Genomic DNA, 22,832 nt, shown 5'->3' with positions numbered 1-22,832 from the left:
ATTGCCCGTGTCTCTGCCCCGGATGCGGGGCGGGTGATGGACACCGTTTTTTCGACCAAGGTGTGCGGCCGGGTATGTCGCACACCGCGAGCTCAAAGGAGCGCACCTGATGGCCAGCGAGGCAGCCGTAGCACCCGTAGTACAGTACGAGCCCTTCGAGGTCCCCGCGGGTACAGCCGTCGGGGCGGCGATGCGCGAACTGGATCTGCCGAACAAGGGCCCAGACGCCGTCGTCGCTGTCCAGGACGCCGAGGGAACGCTGCGGGACCTCGCCCACGTGCCGGACGCGGCAGGCACATTCCTGCCGGTCGCGGCCTCGTCCGAGCTGGGCCGCTCCGTGATCCGCCACTCCTGCGCCCACGTTTTGGCCCAGGCGGTGCAGGCGGAGTTTCCCGGTACGAAGCTCGGCATCGGCCCGGCCATCAACGATGGCTTCTACTACGACTTCGACGTGGCAGAGCCCTTCACCCCGGAGGACCTGAAGGCCCTGGAAAAACGGATGAAGAAGATCATCAAGCAGGGTCAGAAGTTCGTGCGCGGCGTGTACGCCTCCCAGGAGGAGGCCGCACACGCGCTCGCCACTGAGCCCTACAAGCTCGAGCTCGTGGAGGACAAGGGCAACGTTGACCCGAACTCGGACGAGGCGACGGAGGTCGGGGCCGGGGAGCTGACGCACTACGACAACGTCAACCCGCGCACCGGCGAGGTGGAGTGGAGCGATTTGTGCCGCGGCCCGCACGTGCCCACCACCAGGTACATCCCTGCCTTCGCGCTGACGCGGTCCTCGGCGGCGTACTGGCGCGGCGATCAGAACAATGCCGGCCTGCAGCGCATCTACGGCACCGCGTGGGAGTCTGCGGAGAAGCTCGACGAGTACATGACCATGATCGCGGAGGCGGAAAAGCGCGATCACCGGCGCCTGGGCAACGAGCTGGACCTGTTTTCCTTCCCGGACGAGATTGGTTCGGGCCTGCCCGTGTTCCACCCGAACGGCGCAACGGTGCGCATGGCCATGGAGGAGCACTCGCGTGCCCGCCACATCGAGGCCGGCTACTCCTTCGTGACCACCCCCCACGTGACCAAGGGCGAGCTGTTTGAGAAGTCGGGTCACCTCGACTGGTACGCCGAGGGCATGTTCCCCGCGATGAAGCTCGACGGAGAGGTGGACGAGGACGGCAACGTGACCAAGCAGGCCGTCGACTACTACGTCAAGCCGATGAACTGCCCCATGCACAACCTCATCTTCGACTCCCGCGGCCGCTCCTACCGCGAGCTGCCGCTGCGCCTGTTCGAGTTCGGCACCGTCTACCGCTACGAAAAGTCCGGCGTCGTCCACGGCCTTACCCGCGCCCGCGGCTTCACGCAGGACGACGCCCACATTTACTGCACCGAGGACCAGCTGGAAGATGAGCTGACCCGCGTGCTCGAGTTCGTGATCTCGCTGCTGCAGGACTACGGCCTCGACGACTTCTACCTCGAGCTCTCCACCAAGGACCCGGAGAAGTACATCGGCGACGACGAGGTCTGGCAGCGTTCGACGGACATCCTGCAAAGCGTGGCGGAAAGGTCCGGCCTCGAGCTGGTGCCCGACCCGGCCGGCGCGGCCTTCTACGGCCCGAAGATCTCGGTGCAGGCGCGCGACGCGATCGGGCGGACCTGGCAGATGTCCACCGTGCAGCTCGACTTCAACCTGCCCGAGCGCTTCGACCTGGAATACACGGCGCCCGACGGCACGAAGAAGCGCCCCGTCATGATCCACCGCGCGCTCTTTGGCTCCATCGAGCGCTTCTTCGGTGTGCTCCTCGAGCACTACGCGGGCGCCTTCCCGGCGTGGCTGGCCCCGCACCAGGTGGTGGGCATCCCGGTCGCGGACGATTTTGCCCCGCACCTGGAGCAGGTGTGCGCGCAGTTGCGGGCGCGCGGCCTGCGCGCCGAAGTGGACCAGTCGGACGACCGCATGCAGAAGAAGATCCGCACGCACACCACCGGCAAGATTCCGTTCATGCTCCTCGCCGGTGCGCGCGACGTCGAAGCCGGGGCCGTGAGCTTCCGCTTCCTAGACGGATCCCAGGTCAACGGGGTCCCCGTCGCGGAGGCCATCGAGCTTATCGACGCCTGGGTGCGCGAGAAGGTCAACGACCAGCCAAGTGAGGAAAGCCTTGCAGCCCGCCGAGGATAACGGACATTACGTCGACAGCGGAGTGGGGGAGCCGGACCGCCTCGAGCGGCTTTGGGCTCCGTACCGGCAGAGCTATATCACCTCGACGCCGGGGGAGGGCGTCGATAAGCCTGCCGATCCCTTTCTCGAGGCCCCCCGGGGAAGCGACGAGGACGGGCTGATTATCGCCCGCGGCGAAAGCGTCTACGCGCTGCTGAACCTGTTTCCCTACAACTCCGGCCACCTGATGGTCGTGCCGTACCGGAAGGTGGCGCAGCTTGAGGAGCTGACAGAGCAGGAGACCGCGGAGCTGATGGTCTTTGCCAAGCGGGCGGTGAAGACCCTGAAGCGGGTGTCGCGGCCGGAGGCGATCAACGTCGGCCTCAACTTGGGTAAGGCCTCTGGCGGGTCGGTGGGCGACCACCTGCACCTCCACGTGGTGCCGCGCTGGGCGGGGGACTCGAACTTCATGACGGTCATCGGTGGTACCAAGGTGCTGCCGCAGCTGCTCAAGGAGACCCGGTCGCTGCTGGCCGAGGGGTGGGAGCGAGTCGTCGACGAAGAAGGGAACGGGGTGCCGGGCAATGCTTAGCGTCTACGGCAGAAAGCCCGCCTCCGTGGTCGTCGAACCGGTGGCGAAGGCCTTTTTGCGCATCGGGCTGACGCCGAACCTGACTACCGTCATCGGCACTGCCGCGGCGGTGGCGGCCTCGGTGGTGCTTATTCCGCTTGGCCACCTCGTGCCGGCGGCCCTTTTGTGCATTTTCTTCGCGGCGTTCGACATGGTGGACGGGACCATGGCGCGGTTGAGCGGAGGGGGCACGGCCTACGGCGCCACCCTGGACGCCAGCTGCGACCGCATCACGGATGGGGCGCTGTTCGGCGCGATCGTTATGTGGATGGTCTACGTCGACGACGCAACGCCGCTCAATGTCGCCGTCGCGCTTGTGGTCCTCGTTCTTTCGCAGGTGATCAGCTACGTCAAAGCCCGCGGCGAGGCGGGGGGGCTGAGCATTGTGGGCGGTTTGATCGAACGCGCCGAAAGGCTCATCATCGCGGTGGTCGGCCTTGTCCTGGAAGGCGTCGGTGTGCCCTTCGCGCTCGAGGTCGCGCTGTGGATTCTCCTAGTAGGCTCGGCGGTTACCGTCGTCCAGCGGCTTCGCCTCGCGGCGAACGACGAGCACGCGGCGGAGCCGATCGCCGCACCGGCGGGATCGTAGGGAAGGGGAACAGTCCATGGATGTCACGGAACGCGCGGCCGCCCTCGGCTACCTCGCCGGGTGGAAGGTCGTGGGCGCGTTGCCGGAATCGGTGACCGCGGGGTTGTTTAACGCCGGGGCGGACCGCGCCTCGGACGACGGCCGCGGGATGGATATGCTGCGCCGCAACCTGAGCAGGGTCGTCGGCCCGGAAAACGTCACCCGCGAGTTGGTGCGCGACTCGGTGCGCTCCTACGCGCGCTACTGGCGCGAGGCCTTCCGCCTGCCCAGGCTGGCCGGGGACCCCGAGGTCCTAGAGACAATCAGCCGCGGGGTGTCAGGCAGGCCCTACGTCGACGCAGCGCTGGAAAGGGGACGAGGGGTGATCCTCGCCCTGCCGCACTCGGGCAACTGGGACATGGCGGGGATGTGGTTGGTGCAGCACTACGGCACCTTCGCCACCGTCGCGGAGAGGCTGCGCCCCGAGGTGCTCTACAAGGCGTTCGTCGAGTACCGCGAATCCCTCGGCTTCGAGGTACTCCCGCTGACCGGCGGCGCGCACCCCTACGGGCGTCTGGCCGAGGTGCTGAGAAACAACGGGATCGTCTGTCTGATGGGCGAGCGCGACCTCACTCCCCGCGGTGTGCCCGTGACCTTTTTCGGCGAGCACACGACAATGCCCGCCGGGCCCGCGAAGCTTGCGGTGGATACGGGGGCCGCGCTGTTCGCTGTGCACTCGTGGTTCAAAGGCACCGACGAACACCCGGAGTGGGGGCTGAAGGCGGACCCCGAGGTGGAGGTGACCACGGTGGAGGAGACAACGCAGCGCCTCGCCGATTTGTTTGCGGCCAACATCGCCGCGCACCCGGCGGATTGGCACATGCTGCAGCCGATGTGGCCCTCCGACCGCAGGTACCGGCCCTTCCGCCGCCCGGTTCCGTGGCGGAGGTGAGCGCCAGTGCGCATCGGACTTGTCTGCCCCTACTCCTTCGACGAACCGGGAGGTGTTCAAGCCCACATCCTTGATTTAGCGGTGGTCCTGCGCGCGCGTGGCCACCACGTCGGCGTCCTCGGGCCAGCCTCGAAGAAGGCCGAGCTGCCCGAGTGGGTGACTCGCGGAGGCCGGGCGCTGCCCGTGCGCTACAACGGCTCCGTTGCCAGGTTGTCTGTGGGCCCGCTCGTGCGCCGCCGCGCCCGCCGCTTCATCGGTGAGGGCAACTTCGACGTCCTGCACATCCACGAGCCGAACGCGCCGAGCTACTCCTTGGCGGCGCTGATGGTCGCTCGAGGCCCGATCGTGGCCACGTACCACGCCTCGGCCTCCTCCTCGCTCGCCCTGCGCGCGGCTCTTCCGACCCTGCGTATCGGCCTGGAAAAGATCCGCGGCGGCATCGCGGTCAGCGAGATGGCGCGGCGCTGGCAGGTCGAGCAGGTGGGCACGGACCCGGTACTCATCCCGAACGGGGTGGACACGAAGCGCTTCGCCCGGGCGCGGGGGCCGCGCAACCAGGGAGAGGACGTGGAGGTTGTCTTCCTCGGCCGCCTCGACGAGCCGCGCAAGGGGCTCGACGTCTTCCTTGCGGCGCTCGGCCAGCTGGGCCGCGGGGTGCGCGTCACGGTCATCGGAGGGGGCAGCGCACGCTCGGTGCCCGGGGTGGAGTTCGTCGGCCGGGTCGACGACGAGGAAAAGGCCCGCATCCTCGGGCGCGCGGACATTTACGTCGCTCCCAACACGGGTGGGGAGTCTTTCGGCATCGTGCTCGTGGAGGCGATGGCGGCCGGTTGCGCTGTCGTGGCCAGCGACCTCGAGGCTTTCGCCGCGGTGTGCGACACGGAATCCGCGGAGCCCGCCGGCGTGCTCTTTCCCGTGGGGGACCCTGCGGCACTGGCGGGGAAGCTTCGCCTGCTTATCGACGACCCCGCCCGCCGTAACCGGCTCATCGACGCCGGTATTGCCCGCGCGGCGCTCTACGACTGGGAAAGCGTGGCCACCCGGATCCTCGCCGTCTACGAGACGGTCTCCCACGACGAGAAGGTGATCGCGCAGTGACCGAGACCGTGGTCCTCGCGTTGTGGGTGCTGCTTGCCGTCGCCGTGACGGCGGCCGTGGTGTGGGCGACGGTGACCGCGCAGCGCCTGGACCGGCTCCATATCCGGGTGGATCGCTCGCGCGACGCGCTGCAGGCTGCCCTGGACCGGCGCCTGGCCGTGACTACCGTGCACCAGCCGGGGCTGGCGCACCAGGCGCGGGCGGTGGAGGCGATACCGTTGCGGCCCCGCAACTTCGCCGCGCGCCTCGACGCCGAGGACCGCTTCCGCGAGCTCGTGGACCACCCCGATCCCGACGCGGATACGCGGGTGCTGCTCGCAATGCGCTTCTACAACGACGCCGTCGCCGACACGCGCGCGCTGCGGCTGCGCCCGCTTGTGCGTGCCCTGCGGCTCGGCGGGACGGCGCCGCTGCCCCACTACTGCGACCTGCGGGAGATCCCGGCCTAGTAACCAGAGCACGTAACCACGGCACGTAACCACGGCACGTTCCCGCTCGCCTGTTCGCCGCGGGGCGCTAGTGTTAGAACCCATGAGCACACCGGCGATCCAAGCAGTACTCGACCTCGAGCGCATCGACAAGAACATCTACCGCGGCCGGGCCATGCACTCGACCGTCTTCGTCCGCACCTTCGGCGGCCACGTCGCGGGCCAGGCCCTCGTGGCGGCGACCCGCACCGTCGGCGAGGCCATGCGGGTCCATTCCCTGCACGGTTACTTCCTTCGCGCCGGCGCCGCCAACTCGGAGACGATCTACCGGGTCTCGCGCCCGCGCGACGGGCGAAGCTTTGCCACCCGCACCGTCGAGGCGGTGCAGGAGGGCGAGGTGATTTTCTCCATGCAGGCCAGCTTCCACGTCACGACCGACAGCGGCCCCGACCACCAGGACCCGATGCGGAAGGTACCGCCGCCGAACGAGGTCGACCCCGAGATCGCCCGCGCGGTCCAGCGCTTCCAGGGCCTGTCCTCGGAGTGGTCGGACTGGGATTTTCGCCTCGTGCCGCCGGAGGAATTCGAGCACGACAAGAACGCCTCCGGTCAGCAGCTCGTCTGGTTCAAGTCCAAGGTCCCGCTCCCGGACGAAGACACTTTCCACGTGTGCACGCTTGCCTACATGTCCGACATGACCCTGCTCTACACCGCCCTGATCCCGCATCCGGGCCGCCAGGTGCAGCTTGCTTCCCTGGACCACGCGATCTGGTTTTTGCGCCCCTTCCGGGCCGACGACTGGCTGCTGTACGACCAGTCCACGCCTTCGGCCCACCACGGCCGTGGGCTGACGCAGGGCAAGATCTACGACTCCGCCGGCAACCTCGTCGCGGTGTGCATGCAGGAGGGGCTCACCCGCGACCTGCGCGAGGGCGCCGCCTCCGTTCCCCGGGCGGAAGCTGGGCGTTAGGAGGCCGGTAATGGCTACGCCGCCCCTGGTGCGGCCATGCGTATACTGGAACACCGTTAATTAGGCCCCGCGGAGGGCTTTAGGTTAGAGGGAAAGGGGATGTAGCTCATGGCTGGCCACTCAAAGTGGGCGACAACCAAGCACAAGAAGGCTGCCAACGACGCCAAGCGCGCCAAGATGTTCGCCAAGATGATTAAGGACATCGAGGTCGCCGCGCGCTCTGGCGGCGGCGACCCGGCCGGTAACCCCACCCTGGAGACGATGATCGCGAAGGCGAAGCGCGCCTCCGTTCCCAACGACAACATCGAGCGCGCCCGTAAGCGCGGCTCCGGTGAGGAGGCCGGCGGCGCCAACTGGGAGTCGGTCATGTACGAAGGCTACGGCGCGAACGGCGTCGCTGTGCTCGTGGAATGCCTGACGGATAACCGCAACCGCGCCGCCACCGAGGTCCGCACGGCGATGTCGAAGAACGGCGGCAACCTCGGCGAGTCCGGCTCCGTCGCCTACCTCTTCAGCCGCGTCGGCGTGGTCACGCTGCAGAAGGGGGACCTGAGCGAGGATGACGTCCTCGCGGCGGTACTCGAAGCTGGCGCCGAGGAGGTCAACGACCGGGGGGAGGAGTTCGAGGTGGTGTGCGCTCCGACCGATTTGCACGCGGTGCGCGACGCTTTGAAGGCGGAAGGCATCGAGGTCGAGGACGCGGATCAGGACTTCCGGGCTTCGGTGGAGGTCGAGATGGACCTCGACGGGGCGAAGAAGATGGAGCGGCTGATCGACGCCCTCGAGGACTCCGACGACGTACAGAACGTGTACACGAACATGTCCATCTCCGACGAGGTCGCCGCCCAGTTGGACGACGAGTAAGAGCCCGTGTGGGCACCCTGTGGTAGAACAGGTGTGTCAGTAAAAATATCGGATCCCGGAGGGCCGTTCGCATGGATCTGGAAGGCTTACGGGTGATGGGCATTGATCCCGGCCTGACGCGCTGCGGGCTCTCGGTCGTCCAGGCGGGCAAGGGGCGCCAAGTCTTGCCGGTGGCGGTGGGAGTCGCGCGCACCCCGGCCCGCGCCGAGCTGCCGGAACGCCTGCTGCGCCTGTCGCGGGCGGTGCGGGAGTGGATGGATGACTACGCCCCGGACGTCATCGCCATGGAGCGCATCTTCGAGCGAGGAAACGTCTCTACTGTCATGCACACCGCCCACGCCGTGGGCGTGATGATCCTGGCCGCGGCCGAGCGCGACATCCCGGTGCACATGTACACGCCGTCTGAGGTGAAGAAGGCGATCTCGGGCAACGGCCGCGCGGACAAAAAGCAGATGACCACCATGATTACCCGTATTCTGGCGCTGGGGGAGGCCCCCAAGCCCGCCGACGCGGCCGACGCGCTCGCTATCGCGGTGTGCCACTGCTGGCGCGCCCCGCTCATCGCCCGCAGTACCGCGCTGTCCGCCGCGGCAGCGAAGACAGGAGTGAGCGCGAAATGATCGATTCGCTCTACGGTGAGGTCCTCCACGTGGGCCTCGACCACGCTGTCATCGAATGCGCCGGGGTGGGGTATCGCTTCTCGGCCGCGCCGCCGACCCTGGCCCGGCTCGCGCGCGGCGAGACGCGCCGCGTGCTCACCTCGATGGTGGTCAAGGACGACGGAGTGACGCTCTACGGTTTCGCGGACGCCGACGCGCGCGAGCTGTTCCACACGCTGCAGGGGGTCAGCGGCCTCGGCCCGAAGCTCGCCCTGGCCTGCCTGGCGGTGTTCGAACCGGCGGAATTGGCCCGCCTCATCGCCGGGGGCGAAGCGAAGACCATCCAGTCCATTCCGGGCGTGGGGAAGAAGATGGCCGAGCGCATGGTACTCGAGCTCAAGGACAAGGTCGCGGGCTACGCGCCGCAACCGAGTGACCGGGCCGCGGCGCAGCAGGGGGCGGGTTCGAGCTTCGTATCGGAGCAGGTGGTCGAGGCGCTTCTCGGCCTCGGGTTTACCGAACGCGGCGCGCGTCCGGTCGTCGAAAAGCTTGCGGAGGACATGCCGGGCGAGCCCTCTTCCGCGCTGCTGCGCGCCGCGCTGAGCCAGTTGGGCAAGCGGTAGGGTGTAGCGCATGTCGGACGTCGAAAAGACTGAGTTTTCCCTCCCGCAGCGCGGCGAGCATTCGCTTATCGACGCCACCGCGAATGCCGAGGAAAGGGACGTTGAGAAGTCCCTGCGCCCGAAGTCGATCACGGAGTTTATCGGCCAACCGAAGGTGCGCGAGCAGCTCAACCTGGTGCTTTCCGGCGCGAGGCGGCGGCAGGTGACCCCGGACCACATCCTCCTGTCCGGCCCGCCCGGTCTGGGCAAGACCACGATGGCGATGATCATCGCCCAGGAGCTGGGCACCTCGCTGCGGATGACCTCGGGCCCGGCGCTGGAGAGGGCGGGGGACCTCGCCGCGATGCTGTCGAACCTGATGGAGGGCGATGTGCTCTTTATCGACGAGATCCACCGGATTGCGCGCCCCGCCGAGGAGATGCTCTACATGGCGATGGAGGATTTCCGCATCGACGTCATCGTGGGCAAGGGCCCGGGGGCGACGTCGATCCCGCTGGAAATCCCCCCATTCACGCTCGTGGGTGCGACCACGCGGGCCGGGATGCTCACTGGCCCGCTGCGCGACCGCTTCGGTTTCACGGCCCAGATGGAGTTTTACGAAGTTGCCGACCTCACGCGGGTGATCACGCGCGCCGCCGGGATTCTGGGCGTGGCCATCGATAAGGACGCGGCGGTGGAGATCGCCTCGCGTTCGCGGGGTACCCCCCGCATTGCCAACCGGCTGCTACGGCGCGTGCGCGACTGGGCGGACGTGAACGGCGACGGGGTGGTCGACCTGCCCGCCGCGCGGGCCGCGCTGGAAGTCTTCGACGTTGATGAGCTGGGGCTCGACCGGCTGGATCGCGCCGTGCTCGACTCGCTGATCCGGGGCCACGGCGGCGGCCCGGTGGGCGTGAACACCCTGGCCATCGCGGTGGGGGAGGAGCCCGCCACGGTGGAAGAGGTGTGCGAGCCCTACCTCGTGCGCGCTGGCTTAATGTCGCGGACCGGCCGCGGGCGCGTGGCCACCGCGGCGGCCTGGCAGCACCTGGGGCTGACGCCGCCGCCCGAGGCACCCGGTCAGTTGAACCTGTTGTAGCGGCTGACATAATGGGTCGCCATGAGCGCACTACTGATCCTTTTATTGCTTGCCGTTTTCATGCTGCCCTCGCTGATTCTCATGCGGAAGCAGCGGGCGCGTCAGGCGGAGGTGGATCAGTTGCACGCGAGCCTGACCGCGGGGGACAAGGTGATCACCGTGGGCGGCCTGCACGGCACGATCGTCGCGGAAGAGGAGGGCGTGTTGGGCCTGGAGGTCGCCCCCGATACCGTGATCACCGTCGAGCGCGCCTGCGTGGCCAAGCGCGCGGCGTAGATTCGGCGCGGGCAAAGCGTGTCCGCGGCGTGCGATACCGTAGCATGACCCGTTGTGTTCTCCCCGCCTGCTCCGGCCGCAGGGTGTCCGGGCAGCCGGCGGGAAGGCAGTTGTCGACGGCAGGAATGATGTAGAGGAGAGACCTCAGTGTCCGCAAGAAATCGGCGCTCTGACGGGGGCGGCGCGAAGACGACGAGGACGTGGCCAAGAAAGGCCCTGGGCCTGTTCGCGCTCGTCGTTGTCTTCGTGTACGCGCTCGTGTTCTTCACCGGTGACCAGTCGCCCACCCCGAAGCTGGGCATCGACCTGCAGGGCGGCACGCGCGTCACGCTCGTCCCGCAGGGCGCGGAGCCGACGCGTGAGCAGCTGGAAGAGGCCCGCAACATCATCGAAAACCGCGTCAACGGGATGGGCGTCAGCGGTGCTTCCGTGGTCGTCGACGGCAACACCCTCGTCATCACCGCGGCCGGGGACGACACCTCGGCGGTGCGCACTCTCGGCCAGACTTCCCAGCTGGCCTTCCGCCCGGTGCTCCAGGGCGCGGTGCCGGACCCGGCCCGCCTCGGCGAGGTGCTCGAGGAGGTGGCCAACGCCTGGGTCGAGTACGGCGTGATCCCGAAGGAGACCGCGCAGGAGGTCCTCGACCAAGCGAGTAGCCAGCTCGAGGCCGAGGACGCGCTTAGCGTGACGGCGGAGCCGCTGGAAGAGCCCGACGGTCCGGTCGAGGCGTCGGACCGGCGCCAGGAAACCACTGAGATGCTGCGCGCCACGCGCCAGACGGAGGACCCGACCGAGCAGACCGCGGCCCTCGCCCTGATCTCGGGGGTGTGCGCCGAGCAAGAAGTCGACCCGCTCGCCGGCACCGACGTCGAGGACCAGCCGCTCGTGGCCTGCGATTCCACCGCCGACCAGCCCCTGCTGCTGGGCCCGGTGCCGCTGCTGAACGGCCAAAGCGAGCCGGACGGCCAGCGCCTGACCGGTGAGCAGATCGACACCTCGCGTCCCATCACCGGCGGTTTCAACCCGCAGACCAGCCAGATGGAGATCAGCTTCGCCTTCAGCCAGGACGGCGAATCGAACGGCTCCCAGACGTGGGCGCAGCTGACGAGCGAGATGATCGGCCAGCGCATCGCCATCACCCTCGACTCCCAGGTCATCTCGGCGCCGGTGATCCAGGGCGCCACCCCGCCCGGCTCCGCGACCTCGATCACGGGCGACTTCACCCAGGAGGAGGCGGAGAGCCTTGCCAACAACCTGCGCTACGGCGCCCTGCCGCTGTCCTTCGCGGGCGAAAACGGCGAGCCTGGGGGCACCGCGACGACGGTCCCGCCCTCGCTTGGTCTGGCCTCGCTGCAGGCTGGCCTCTACGCGGGCCTGGCGGGCCTGGTTCTCGTGGCCATCTTCGTGTTCTCCTACTACCGCCTTTTCGGCCTGATCTCGCTGTTAACGCTTGTGGCCGCGGGCGCGCTGGTTTACGGCTCGCTCGTCCTACTCGGCCGGTGGATCGACTACTCGCTCGACCTGGCGGGCATCGCCGGTTTGATCATCGGCATCGGGACGACCGCGGACTCCTTCGTGGTCATCTACGAGCGCATCAAGGACGAACTGCGCACGGGCAAGACCTTCCGCTCCGCGACGGCGCGGGGCTGGGAGCGCGCGAAGGAAACGGTGGTTACGGGTAACATGGTGACCCTCATCGGCGCCGTCGTCGTGTACATCCTCGCCGTCGGGGAGGTCAAGGGATTCGCCTTCACGATGGGCCTAACCACCGTCTTCGACCTGTTGGTGACCTTCCTGGTCACGGCTCCGCTCATGATCCTGGCCTCGCGTCGGCCGTTCTGGGCGAAGCCTTTCGTGAACGGTATGACAAGGATTTACAAGCTTGTCGACGACGAACGCGCCGCGCGGGCGTCGGAAAGCACCAGTAGTGAAGCGGCGGCTTACGCCTCCGCTGCCCCCGAGGAGAAGTAGAGATGAGCACCGCCAACGCACCCAGCACCCCCCGCCGCTCCCGCTTCGACAGGCTGTATACGGGAGACGGCGCGATCGACTTCGTCGGGCGCTCCAAGCTCTGGTACACGATCACCCTGGTTCTTTTGGCCGTCTCTGTCGCGGCAATGCTTTTGCGCGGGTTCAACCTCGGCATTGATTTTGAGGGTGGCACGAAGATCAGCATGCCCGCCGGTGACCTTGTCGTGGAGGAGGTGGAGGAGACCTTCATCGACGCCACCGGGGTGACGCCTGAGCTGACTCAGATCGTCGGCGCGGGGGACTCGCGCGTGCTGGAGATCAACTCGGAGCACCTGACGCAGGAGCAGATCGACAGCGCGCGCCAGGAGATCTACGACCGCCACGAGCCCACCGATACCGAGGGCAACGTCACCCCCGACGCGATCGGCGACTCCACCGTCTCGGAGTCCTGGGGCTCGACCATCACCAACCGCATGCTGCTGGCGATGGGCGTGTTCTTCGTCGCCGCCGCCATCTACGTGGCCCTGCGGCTGCAGCGCGACATGGCGTTTGCCGCGATGGGAGCGCTGATCGCCGACGGCGTGATCATCCTCGGCATCTACGCCTTGTTCGGCCTGGAGATCACCCCGGCGATGATTATCGGTTTGCTCACCGTACTCACCTTCTCGCTCTACGACACGGTCATCGTCTTCGACAAGGTGCGGGAGAACACGGCAGGTTTGCTCGACTCGCGCCGCTCCACCTACGCCGAACAGACGAACCTGGCCGTCAACCAGACGCTCATGCGCTCCATTTCCACCTCGGTGATCTCGGCGCTGCCGATTGTCGCGTTGATGATTGTCGCCGTGTGGCTCATGGGAGTGGGCACGCTGCGAGACCTCGCGCTGATCCAGCTCATCGGCGTGGTCGAAGGAGTGATCTCCTCGCTCTTCCTCGCGTCCTCGCTGCTGGTCACCTTCGTCAACCGGCGCGCGAAGTTCCGCGAGCACAACCGCGAGGTGGAGCGCTACCGCGCTGGAGAGCTGGGGGAGGACATTGGCGAGGCCGCAAGCTCCGCGCGGCGCACGGTCGAGGCGCCGGCGGCCCCGGTGAGCCAGCCCGCCGCCTCGTGGAGGCCGGGCGCGCGGTAGGGGATGCCAGCTCCCCAGGGAGCGTCGCAGGCACCCCACCCCCCGGAAAGGACTTTCACAATGAATCGCATTCGCGCAGCGCTCGCCGGCGTCGCGGCGGGCGCGCTTCTGGCGTCTTTCAGCCAGGCCGGCGGGGGCGCCGAACCCGTCGAGACCACGGCTGACTTCGGCTACCAGCTGGTCAGCAACGTGCACACGACAAACGCCGGCACCATGGAGGGCGCCTCGCAGCTCGCTCAGGCCTTGTCCGGCAGGCTGTTTCCGGGCGTGTTCGTGCCGGGGCCAAGCGGGCAGATGATTCCCAACACGGACCTCGCTACCACGCAGGTGCTGCCCGGGAACCAGCGCCAGGTGGTCTATCGGCTGGCGGAGGACGCAGTGTTTTCGGACGACACCCCCGTGACCTGCACCGACTACCTGCTGGCGTTTCGTGCCGGGAAGATGCCGGAGCTGTTCGGCTCCCACATGCCGTTGTTCGCGGAGGTCGACGGGCTCGAGTGCGAGCCCGGCAGCAAGGAGTTCACTGTCGTTTTTGCCGAGGGCGGCGGGGCCCGCTGGCGCGGCCTGTTCGGCGCGGGCACCGTCGTGCCCTCGCACGCCGTGGCGCGGCGGGCGGGGATCGACACGGGCGAGCTGGCGGAGGTACTTGACAGCGGCGACGCCGCACAGCTGCGCCCGGTGGCCGAAGCATGGCGTGACGGGTTCAACCTCGACCAGTTCGACCCCGATATGCAGCTGTCCTTTGGGCCCTACCGCATCGACTCCGTCGGTGAGTCCGGTGAGGTCACGCTGGTGGCCAACGAGTCCTACTCCGGCGACGCCCCGCGCACCCCGCGGTTGGTGGTCTGGCCCGCCAGCGCCGACCCACAGACGCTGCGGCAGGAAGGGGAGCTGCGCGTCGCCGAGATCTCGGTGCCGAACCCCGAGTGGCTCGACCTCGACGCCGAGGACAACCCGTACGACGTCGCGAGCCTGCCCGGCGAGCTCACCGATTCCCTCACCTTCGCCCGGGCGGGCGAGTGGGCGGAAAAGCGCAACCGCGAGGCCCTGGCGGCATGCGTGGACCAGCAGGCGGTGGCGGACGCGTCCAGCCAGGCGTCCGGGGTGAACGTCGCCGCCCACGGCGTGCACCTCATTGCCGCCACGGACCCACTGACGAGACGCTTCGGCGACATCGCCGGTCCTCGCATGGGGGTCGACGTGGAGGGGGCTCGCCCCGCTGAGGGGATGGAGTTGCGCGTCGGCTACGCCGGGGACGCCCCGCGGCTCGCGGCGATGGTCGACGCGATGCGCGCCTCCTGCGAGCAGGCCGGGGTGCGCGTCGTCGACGCAGGCGGCAACAAGACCTTGCGGGACGTCACCCGCGTGGAGGTCGATGACGCAGGCGAGGAGGTACTCGCCGAGGGCTCCATTGACGCCCTGCTGCGCCCCGTGGACCCCTACACCGAGTACGCGGGCCCGGCCCCGCGAGCCCAGGATCTGCCCGCGCTCCGGGAACAGGAAAGGAAGGCCTGGGAGCAGCTGGATAGCCTCCCGCTGGCACAGCAGCCGCGCGCGTTCGCGGTGGACAGGAATGTCGGTAACGTGGTCGTGTACACGGGCACTGCCGGGGTCGGGTGGAACATGGATCGCTGGCAGGTCGCGGAGCCGCGCTCCGGCGGCTCCTAACCCTATTCAGCAAGTGAGGACTCCTTTGACAGATTCAGCACAACACCACGGGTACGCTTCCGCCGCGCAGGCGCTGGCGGCCAAGATCCGCCGCGTGCCGGACTTTCCCGAACCGGGGGTCGTTTTCGAGGACCTCACGCCGGTCCTCGCGGACGGGGCGGCGCTGTCGGCCGTCGTGAAGCAGCTTGCGCGGGCGAGCCGCGGCTTCGGCGCGGACATGATCGGCGGCCTTGATGCGCGCGGGTTCCTCCTTGGCTCCGCGGTGGCCTACGACCTGGGCCTGGGCATTTTGGCGATCCGCAAGCGTGGGAAGCTCCCGCCGCCGGTGATCACGCAGGAATACACCACGGAGTACAGCTCCGCCGCGCTCGAAATCCCCGCCGAGGGGGTCGAGCTCGCAGGGCGCAGGGTGGTGCTTGTCGACGACGTCCTGGCGACCGGGGGAACCTTGGTCGCGGCAACCGACCTCATCGAGAGGGCCGGTGGTAGCGTCGTTGGATACGTAGTTGTCCTCGAAGTGGAAGGCTTGGGGGGCCGCGACCGGCTTGCCGGCGCGCCCCTCGTCGTCCTCGCCAACGAGGAGGAGTAGCTGCAGCGGCAGCAAGGCGGAAAAGAGGTGCTCGCTATGGCTAGTGAGAAGGCGCCGAGGCGAACCGGATCAAGCATGCGCAGCGTGTCAGCCCGCTTGGCGCGCTCACTGACCGGCGGGCGGGCGAAGACGAATCCGGTGCTCGACCCGCTGCTGTCCATCCACCGCACCTACCACCCGAAGGCGGACGCCGAGGTGCTCGGCCGCGCATACGCCACGGCGGAGCGCCTGCACGAGGGCGTCTACCGCAAGTCGGGAGACCCGTACATCACCCACCCCTTGGCGGTGGCCACGATCTGCGGGGAGATCGGCATGGACACGACCACTCTCGTGGCGGCGCTGCTGCACGACACGGTGGAGGACACCGACTATTCCCTTGACGACCTCACCCGCGACTTCGGCCCGGAAGTCGCGCGCTTAGTCAACGGCGTGACAAAGCTGGACAAGGTGGCGCTGGGTGCCGCGGCGGAGGCGGAGACGATCCGCAAGATGATCGTCGCCATGGCCGAGGACCCCCGCGTGCTCGTGATCAAGGTCGCCGATCGCCTGCACAACATGCGCACGATGCGCTTTCTGCCGCCGGAGAAGCAGGCGAAGAAGGCGCGCGAGACCCTTGACGTCATCGCGCCGCTGGCGCACCGGCTGGGCATGGCCTCGGTGAAGTGGGAGCTCGAGGACCTCGCCTTCGCCATCCTGTACCCGAAAAAGTACGAGGAGATCGTGCGCCTGGTCGCCGACCACGCCCCCTCGCGCGACAGGGCGCTGAAGGAGATCACGGGCCAGCTCACGGCTGAACTGAAGGCCAACAACATCCAGGCCGAGGTGATGGGCCGCCCCAAGCACTACTGGTCGATTTACCAGAAGATGGTCGTGCGCGGCCACGAGTTCAACGAGATCTTCGACTTGGTGGGGCTGCGGGTTCTGGTGGATAACGTCCACGACTGCTACGCGGCCATCGGCGTCGTCCACGCGCTGTACTCGGCGCTGCCGGGTCGCTTCAAGGACTACGTTTCCAACCCCCGCTTCGGGGTGTACCAGTCGCTGCACACCACTGTGATGACGGAAAGCGGTCGCGCGCTTGAGGTGCAGGTGCGCACGCACGAGATGCACTACAACGCCGAGTTCGGCGTGGCGGCGCACTGGCGCTACAAGGAGACGAAGGGCTCGCACAAGGGCGATCAGGCCGAGGTTGACCAGATGGCGTGGATGCGCCAGCTGCTCGATTGGCAAAAGGAGGCCGCGGACCCGAACGAGTTCCTTGACTCGCTGCGCTACGACCTGACCAGCCAGCAGATCTTCGCCTTCACCCCGAAGGGCGGGGTGGTGAACCTGCCGGCCGGCTCCACTCCGGTGGACTTTGCCTACGCCGTGCATACCGAGGTGGGCCACCGTTGCATCGGGGCGAAGGTCAACGGCAAGTTGGTCGCCCTGGAGTCGAAGCTGACCTCCGGCGACAAGGTGGAGATCTTCACCTCGAAGGACGAAAACGCCGGCCCCTCGCGCGACTGGCAGGACTTCGTGGTCTCGCCCAGGGCGCGGACGAAGATCCGCCAGTGGTTTGCCAAGGAGCGCCGCGAGGAGCACCTGGAGGCCGGGCGCGACGCGCTCGCGGCGGAGGTGCAGCGCGGCGGGCTGCCAATGCACCGGCTGTTTACCTCCGAGTCGATGCGCCAGGTGGCCACCCAGCTGCACTACCCGGACGTCGACGCGCTCTACACGGCGATCGGCGCGGGTAACGTCTCCGCGCAGCACGTGGCGAAGCTGCTCACGGACCTCTTCGGCGACGAGAACGACGCGGTCGACGCGCTGGCGGCGCGCACGCCCCTGTCGAAGCTGGTCACGGCGGTGCCGCGCGATTCCACGACGGGGGTGCTGGTGGAGGGCAGCCCCGACGTCATGGCCAAGCTGGCGAAATGCTGCCAGCCGGTGCCGGGCGACGAGATCTTCGGCTTTGTCACACGTGGCGGGGGAGTGTCGGTGCACCGCTCCGACTGCACCAACGCGGCCAAGCTGAAGGAGGAGCCCGAGAGGCTTGTCGACGTCTCCTGGGCCAGCTCCACGTCCACCGGCGGCGCCACCATCGCCACGCTGCACGTCGAGGCCCTGGACCGGCAGGGCCTACTCGCCGAGCTGACCGGCGTGCTGTCCGAGCAGAAGCTGCCGATCGTCTCCCTCAGCTCCCAGATCAGCGACGACTACATCGCGGACATGCGCTTTACCGTGGGGGTCTCCGACACGAAGCAGCTGGGCGCCCTGATGAACCAGGTGCGCAACATCGAGGGCGTCTTCGACGTCTACCGCGTCACCGCTTAGCCGCGCGCATAAAAAAGCCGCCGGCGAACCCGGCGGCTGATGCGTCCCGCGGCGCGCGTGCGCGCGGGGGTTAGCGCGACAGCGGGATGAACTTGGCCACGAAGGTAGCGACGGCGGACAGCACGCCGATGACGGCGGTGGCGACACTGAGCCACGTCTTGATGGTCTCGCCCTTTTCCTTCGGGTCCAGCTTGCTGAAGTCTTCGGAGGAGCCGAAGGCGGCGGAGGAACCTTCCTCGTTGACGGGCTTGTCGGACCCGCCGGTGGAGTCGTCAGAGTCCGGCGTCGGGTCCGCGGTGGTGGTGGATTCGCCGCCGCCGGGCTCTTCCGCGTGAGCGGGGGCGGCGACGCCTGCGGCGACGATGGAAGCGGCGGTTGCGGCGGCGAGGAAACCCTTACGAAGTTTCATGAGATGTCCAATCCTTGGAGGGGCGGTATGACGAAGCAAAGAGTAACCTGTACACACGTCACGTGCAATACTTTCGGATATTTAAATAGTTAGCGCATTCCGCTCGCCCCTTCAGCTAGCTCACAGACGCGGTCGTGATGGTGACCTCCTCGGCGGGCGCGCCGTCGGCGGCGCCGCCTTCGACGCCTGATTCGGCGATTGCGTCGAGGGTTGCCAGGCCCTCCTCGTCGATGGTGCCGAAGTAGGTGTAGAGCGGCGGCAGGGTCGAATCGCCGTAGTTGAGGAAGAACTGGGAGCCGTTGGTGCCCACGCCGGCGTTCGCCATGGCGATGGTGCCGCGCTCGTACACCACGGGCGCCTGCGTCTGCAGAACCTGAGCCTTGTAGGCCTCCTCCTGCTCGGCGGGCACGCCCTCCGGGACCTCCTCGTCGCCCACCGCGTCAATGGCCTCGTCGGTGGGGTACTCGTTGGCGAACTGGAAGCCCGGCCCGCCCGCGCCGGTGCCCGACGGGTCGCCGCACTGCAGAACCTTCAGGCCCTCGTTGGTGGTCAGGCGGTGGCAGACGGTGTCGTCGAAATAGCCCTCGGAGGCGAGGTACTCGATCGCGTTGACCGTGCAGGGCGAGACCGAGCGGTCGAGCTCCATGCCGATCGGCCCGGCCGTCGTGTCGAGGTTGACGGTGACGGTGCCCGCGGTGGAAATGCCTTCGGTCGGGGGAGTGCCCACCTCGCGGGAGGCCTCGCCGGCGTCTTCGTAGCTGCAGGTGACGGTTTCCGGCAGCGCCTCGGCGCGGGTGTACGACAGCGGCTCGGCCGCGGGTGGCTCCTGCGTGGTCTCCTGGGTGCTCGTGGTCTCGTCTGCGGCCTCGGTGGATTCCTCGCTGTCCTGGTTGGCCAGGAAATAGATGCCGCCGCCGATGGCGACGAGGACGGCGGCGGACAGGGCGGCGATTGCCCACGGGCCGGACTTTTCCTTCCGGTCGCGTGCGTTGATCTCGCGCTCGAGGTTCTTCAGGGCGTCGCGGCCCCGCTGCTCGTTGTTGGTCACGGTGCTCATCCTTGCTTGTGGTCAGGGCGTGCCGCCTAAGCGGCGCGGTTCGGCAGTTCAGCCTATCAGGCGCCCGGGGCGCAGCCGGGCGCGGACAGATAAGGTGAGGTCCATGAAGATCACAGGTTTTGCCGCGGGGCCGTTCCAGACAAACTGCTACCTCGTGGTCAACGATGACGCGCCGCGCGCTGAGGCGTTCGTCGTGGACCCCGGCCTCGGTGCCCACCCGCGCGCCGTGGAACTCGCGCAGCGCGAGGGCGCGGAGCTCGTCGCGGTTGTGCTCACCCACGGCCACATTGACCACGTCCGAGACGCCGCCGCCTTCGGCCTGGAAACGTTCATCCACGCCGCCGACGCTTTCATGCTCGACCCGGAGGAGGAGACGCTCGCGCGGCTCGCGCTGCCCTTCGACGTGGCTCACATGGAAAAGACCGAGCGGGTCACCCACGTCGCCGACGGAGAGGTGATCGAGGTCGCCGGCATCCAGCTGCGCGCCCGCCACGCACCCGGGCACTCGCCGGGAAGCACGCTGTTTCTCGGCGCCGACTTTGTGCTCAGCGGCGACGTGCTCTTCCGCGGCTCCGTGGGCCGGACGGACCTGCCGCACAGCTCGCCAAGCGACATGCGAGAAAGCCTGCGCGGGCCGGTGTGGGAGATCCCCGATTCCCTCGCGGTGCTGCCGGGCCACGGGCCCACCACCACGATGGCGCACGAGCGCGCCACCAACCCGTACCTGCTGGAGGCGAACGCCGCGCTAGACTAGGTCCCCATGACCGATTCCTCCCAGGCCCCCAAGCTCGCGGCCCTGTCGGGCCCGAAGGGCGTTCCCGATTACGTCCCCCCGGCGTCCGCCACCTTCATCCGGGTGCGCGACGAGTTCGCCCGCCAGGCGAGGATCGCAGGCTACCAGCATATTGAGCTGCCGATCTTCGAGGACACCAACCTCTTCGCCCGCGGGGTGGGGGAGTCGACGGACATCGTGTCCAAGGAGATGTACACCTTCGCGGATCGGGGTGACCGGTCGGTGACGCTGCGCCCGGAGGGCACCGCCGGCGTGATGCGCTCGGTGATTGAGCACAACCTCGACCGCGGGTACCTGCCGGTCAAGCTCAACTACTATGGGCCGTTCTTCCGCTACGAGCGCCCGCAGGCGGGCCGCTACCGCCAGCTCCAGCAGGTCGGCGTCGAGGCCATCGGCATAGACGACCCGCTTCTCGACGCCGAAGTGATCGCCCTGGCCGACCGCTGCTACCGCGCCGTCGGCCTGACGGGCTTCCGCCTCGAGCTGACCAGCCTGGGCGATTCCACCTGCCGCCCGCAGTACCGGCAGAAGCTGCAGGACTTCCTGTTCCGGCTGCCGCTCGACGAGGACACCCGCCGCCGCGCCGAGCTCAACCCGCTGCGCGTCCTCGACGACAAGCGCCCCGAGGTGCAAGAAATGCTTGCCGACGCCCCACTTATGCTCGACCACCTCTCGGAGGAGTCGCGGGAGCACTTCGACACCGTCCGGGCAACGCTCGACGAGCTCGGCGTGGACTACGTGGTCAACCCGCGGATGGTGCGCGGGCTGGACTACTACACAAAGACGACCTTCGAGTTCGTCCACGACGGCCTCGGTGCGCAGTCCGGCATCGGCGGCGGCGGGCGCTACGACGGCCTCATGGCGCAGATCGGCGGCCAGGACCTCTCCGGCATCGGCTTTGGCCTTGGAGTGGACCGCACGGTGCTCGCGCTCGAGGCCGAGGGGGTCGGCCTGGAGGGCGTCGACAGGCGAGTAGAGGTGTTCGGCGTGGCCATCGGTGAGGCCGCTGGCAGGCGCATGAGCCTGCTTATCGACGCCCTGCGCGGCGCTGGCATCTCCGCCGACATGTCCTACGGCGGGCGCGGGCTGAAGGGCGCGATGAAGGGGGCCGACCGCGCGGGCGCGGCGTATGCGCTAGTGCTGGGCGAGCGCGAGCTCGACGGCGGCGTTATCGCGGTGAAGAACCTCGCCGAGCACTCGCAGGTGGATGTCGCCCTCGACGTCGACGCCGTGATCCGAGCGGTGCGCCCGGCCTAGCACTCGGTGATGTTGACGGGCAGGCCCAGCTGGACGGCCAGCCCGCCCATCGAGGTCTCCTTGTACTTCGTCATCATGTCGCGGCCGGTGGTCGCCATGGTTTCGACGACGTCGTCGAGGGTGACGATGTTCGTGCCGTCGCCAAGCTTGGCCAGGCGTGCGGCGTTGATGGCCTTGACCCCGCCGATCGCGTTGCGCTCGATGCAGGGAACCTGAACGAGGCCACCGACCGGGTCGCACGTCAGGCCGAGGTTGTGCTCGAGGGCGATCTCCGCGGCGTTTTCCACCTGCTGCGGGGTACCGCCCAAAATCGCGCACATGCCGGCCGCCGCCATCGAGGAGGCGGAGCCGACCTCGCCCTGGCAGCCGACCTCGGCGCCGGAGATGGAGGCGTTGGTCTTGATGATCACGCCGATTGCCGCGGCCGTGAGCAGGAACTCGCGGGCGCGCTCGTCGGTGAAGTCGTCGGTGAAGTCGCGGCAGTAGTGCATGACGGCGGGGATGATGCCGGCGGCGCCGTTAGTCGGGGCCGTGACCACCTGGCCGTGCGCGGCATTTTCCTCGTTGACGGCTAGGGCGTAGAGGTTTACCCACTCCATCGCGTCGAGCCCGCGGGAGGTCGAGGCCTCGTACTCGGCGGTGAGCAGCCGGTACAGGCGGGGCGCGCGCCTGGTCACGTTGAGCCCGCCGGGCAGGGTGCCCTCCGATTTCAGGCCGCGGGAGACGCACTCCTGCATGACGTCCCAGACGGCGTCGAGGTGCTCGCGGACCGCGTCCCAACCGTGCAGGGCCTCCTCGTTGGCCCGCATGATCTCGGCGACGGTCATACCGTTGTCCGCGCACAGGCGCATGAGCTCGGCGGCGCTGTGGAACTCGAAGGGGATCACCGGGGTATCAAAGGTGGTGGTGATACCCGATTCGCCCTCCTTCTCCTCGATGCCCTCGCGGTCGAGGATGAAGCCGCCGCCGACGGAGAAGTACTCCACGCGCTCGGCGATCTGGTTGCCCTCGGCGTCCCAGGCGTCGAAGATGAGGCAGTTGGGGTGCTCGGGGACCGGCTCCGGGTCGAAGGAAACCTCGTAGTCAACCACGCCGTCCGGCCCCTCGATGGTCCCGGTGGCGGGGATCGCCTCGCCGGGGCGGGGGGCGACGTCGGAAGAGGTGGTCAGCGGGGTCCAACCGACCAGCCCGAGGAGCACCGCGCGGTCGGTGCCGTGGCCCACGCCGGTGGCGGCCAAGGAGCCGCGCAGCTCCACGCGCACACGCGCGGGTTGCACACCCAGCTCTTCCACGAAGGTGTTGGAGGCGCGCATCGGCCCCACCGTGTGGGAGGAGGAGGGCCCGATGCCGATGCTGAAAAGGTCGATCACGCTTACGGTGTTTTGCGGCATGCGTTCGAT

At 68.2% G+C, this 22,832-nt stretch carries 22 protein-coding genes; 19 read left to right on the top strand and 3 right to left on the bottom strand.

Translation table 11 applies throughout. The features are described 5' to 3' along the window. Nucleotides 1-109 precede the first annotated feature (109 nt). From thrS to CAURIS_RS06385, 17 genes are all read left to right on the top strand, one after another. Nucleotides 110-2,179: a threonine--tRNA ligase gene (gene thrS, locus CAURIS_RS06465; RefSeq protein ID WP_290341081.1), complete on the top strand. Its 2,070-nt coding sequence runs from the start codon at nt 110-112 to the stop codon at nt 2,177-2,179. Then, on the top strand, nt 2,160-2,750 hold the full coding sequence (locus CAURIS_RS06460; protein ID WP_290341080.1) for an ATP adenylyltransferase: 591 nt from the start codon (nt 2,160-2,162) through the stop codon (nt 2,748-2,750). Before thrS ends, CAURIS_RS06460 begins: the two co-directional genes overlap by 20 nt. Beyond that, nucleotides 2,743-3,378, top strand: a complete 636-nt coding sequence (gene pgsA, locus CAURIS_RS06455; protein ID WP_290341079.1) for a phosphatidylinositol phosphate synthase — start codon at nt 2,743-2,745, stop codon at nt 3,376-3,378. Before CAURIS_RS06460 ends, pgsA begins: the two co-directional genes overlap by 8 nt. Nucleotides 3,379-3,394: 16 nt before the next feature. After that, complete coding sequence (locus CAURIS_RS06450) at nt 3,395-4,309, top strand: phosphatidylinositol mannoside acyltransferase (RefSeq protein ID WP_290341078.1); 915 nt, start codon at nt 3,395-3,397, stop codon at nt 4,307-4,309. Between the two features lie 6 nt (nt 4,310-4,315). Beyond that, nucleotides 4,316-5,407, top strand: coding sequence for a glycosyltransferase family 4 protein (locus tag CAURIS_RS06445; protein WP_290341077.1), 1,092 nt, complete (start codon nt 4,316-4,318; stop codon nt 5,405-5,407). Continuing rightward, on the top strand, nt 5,404-5,856 hold the full coding sequence (locus tag CAURIS_RS06440) for a hypothetical protein (RefSeq protein WP_290341076.1): 453 nt from the start codon (nt 5,404-5,406) through the stop codon (nt 5,854-5,856). The genes CAURIS_RS06445 and CAURIS_RS06440 overlap by 4 nt, the downstream gene beginning before the upstream one ends. An 82-nt stretch (nt 5,857-5,938) precedes the next feature. Further along, complete coding sequence (locus CAURIS_RS06435; RefSeq protein ID WP_290341075.1) at nt 5,939-6,805, top strand: acyl-CoA thioesterase; 867 nt, start codon at nt 5,939-5,941, stop codon at nt 6,803-6,805. A gap of 108 nt (nt 6,806-6,913) precedes the next feature. Further along, nucleotides 6,914-7,669 (top strand): YebC/PmpR family DNA-binding transcriptional regulator, encoded by a 756-nt coding sequence (locus CAURIS_RS06430; protein WP_290341073.1) that lies wholly within the window; start codon nt 6,914-6,916, stop codon nt 7,667-7,669. Nucleotides 7,670-7,740: 71 nt separating this feature from the next. Further along, nucleotides 7,741-8,289 (top strand): crossover junction endodeoxyribonuclease RuvC, encoded by a 549-nt coding sequence (ruvC, locus tag CAURIS_RS06425; RefSeq protein ID WP_290341072.1) that lies wholly within the window; start codon nt 7,741-7,743, stop codon nt 8,287-8,289. After that, the gene (gene ruvA / locus CAURIS_RS06420; RefSeq protein WP_290341071.1) at nt 8,286-8,891 is read left to right on the top strand and encodes a Holliday junction branch migration protein RuvA; all 606 of its coding nucleotides are present in this window, start codon (nt 8,286-8,288) and stop codon (nt 8,889-8,891) included. Before ruvC ends, ruvA begins: the two co-directional genes overlap by 4 nt. Before the next feature lie 10 nt (nt 8,892-8,901). Continuing rightward, nucleotides 8,902-9,969, top strand: coding sequence for a Holliday junction branch migration DNA helicase RuvB (gene ruvB / locus CAURIS_RS06415; protein ID WP_290341070.1), 1,068 nt, complete (start codon nt 8,902-8,904; stop codon nt 9,967-9,969). Nucleotides 9,970-9,990: 21 nt separating this feature from the next. Beyond that, complete coding sequence (yajC, locus tag CAURIS_RS06410; RefSeq protein WP_290341069.1) at nt 9,991-10,245, top strand: preprotein translocase subunit YajC; 255 nt, start codon at nt 9,991-9,993, stop codon at nt 10,243-10,245. Nucleotides 10,246-10,392: 147 nt separating this feature from the next. Continuing rightward, on the top strand, nt 10,393-12,216 hold the full coding sequence (secD, locus tag CAURIS_RS06405) for a protein translocase subunit SecD (RefSeq protein ID WP_290341067.1): 1,824 nt from the start codon (nt 10,393-10,395) through the stop codon (nt 12,214-12,216). Nucleotides 12,217-12,218: 2 nt separating this feature from the next. Then, the gene (secF, locus tag CAURIS_RS06400; protein ID WP_290341065.1) at nt 12,219-13,346 is read left to right on the top strand and encodes a protein translocase subunit SecF; all 1,128 of its coding nucleotides are present in this window, start codon (nt 12,219-12,221) and stop codon (nt 13,344-13,346) included. Between the two features lie 60 nt (nt 13,347-13,406). Continuing rightward, nucleotides 13,407-15,014: an ABC transporter substrate-binding protein gene (locus CAURIS_RS06395; protein ID WP_290341063.1), complete on the top strand. Its 1,608-nt coding sequence runs from the start codon at nt 13,407-13,409 to the stop codon at nt 15,012-15,014. Nucleotides 15,015-15,039: 25 nt separating this feature from the next. Next, nucleotides 15,040-15,603 carry an adenine phosphoribosyltransferase gene (locus CAURIS_RS06390; RefSeq protein ID WP_290341062.1) on the top strand — a complete coding sequence of 188 codons (564 nt, stop codon included), beginning with the start codon at nt 15,040-15,042 and terminating at the stop codon, nt 15,601-15,603. 36 nt (nt 15,604-15,639) lie between these two features. Beyond that, on the top strand, nt 15,640-17,916 hold the full coding sequence (locus CAURIS_RS06385; RefSeq protein WP_290341060.1) for a RelA/SpoT family protein: 2,277 nt from the start codon (nt 15,640-15,642) through the stop codon (nt 17,914-17,916). 70 nt (nt 17,917-17,986) lie between these two features. Here the strand turns inward: CAURIS_RS06385 and CAURIS_RS06380 are convergent, their stop codons facing one another. Both CAURIS_RS06380 and CAURIS_RS06375 read right to left on the bottom strand, forming a co-directional pair. After that, nucleotides 17,987-18,325 carry a hypothetical protein gene (locus CAURIS_RS06380; RefSeq protein ID WP_290341059.1) on the bottom strand — a complete coding sequence of 113 codons (339 nt, stop codon included), beginning with the start codon at nt 18,323-18,325 and terminating at the stop codon, nt 17,987-17,989. A gap of 115 nt (nt 18,326-18,440) precedes the next feature. Then, nucleotides 18,441-19,373, bottom strand: a complete 933-nt coding sequence (locus CAURIS_RS06375) for a peptidylprolyl isomerase (protein ID WP_290341056.1) — start codon at nt 19,371-19,373, stop codon at nt 18,441-18,443. A gap of 112 nt (nt 19,374-19,485) precedes the next feature. Between CAURIS_RS06375 and CAURIS_RS06370 the strand changes: the two genes are divergently transcribed. Further along, nucleotides 19,486-20,136, top strand: coding sequence for an MBL fold metallo-hydrolase (locus tag CAURIS_RS06370; protein ID WP_290341054.1), 651 nt, complete (start codon nt 19,486-19,488; stop codon nt 20,134-20,136). Nucleotides 20,137-20,142: 6 nt separating this feature from the next. Then, a complete protein-coding gene (gene hisS / locus CAURIS_RS06365) occupies nt 20,143-21,432 on the top strand; it encodes a histidine--tRNA ligase (protein WP_290341053.1) in 1,290 nt (429 codons plus the stop codon). Here hisS and CAURIS_RS06360 read toward each other — a convergent pair. Then, nucleotides 21,429-22,823, bottom strand: coding sequence for an L-serine ammonia-lyase (locus CAURIS_RS06360; protein WP_290341051.1), 1,395 nt, complete (start codon nt 22,821-22,823; stop codon nt 21,429-21,431). The genes hisS and CAURIS_RS06360 overlap by 4 nt on opposite strands. Nucleotides 22,824-22,832 lie beyond the last annotated feature (9 nt).

This window comes from Corynebacterium auris, assembly GCF_030408575.1.
In the GTDB taxonomy this organism is placed as follows: domain Bacteria; phylum Actinomycetota; class Actinomycetes; order Mycobacteriales; family Mycobacteriaceae; genus Corynebacterium; species Corynebacterium auris.
This window is presented reverse-complemented; position numbering and strand designations above follow the sequence as displayed.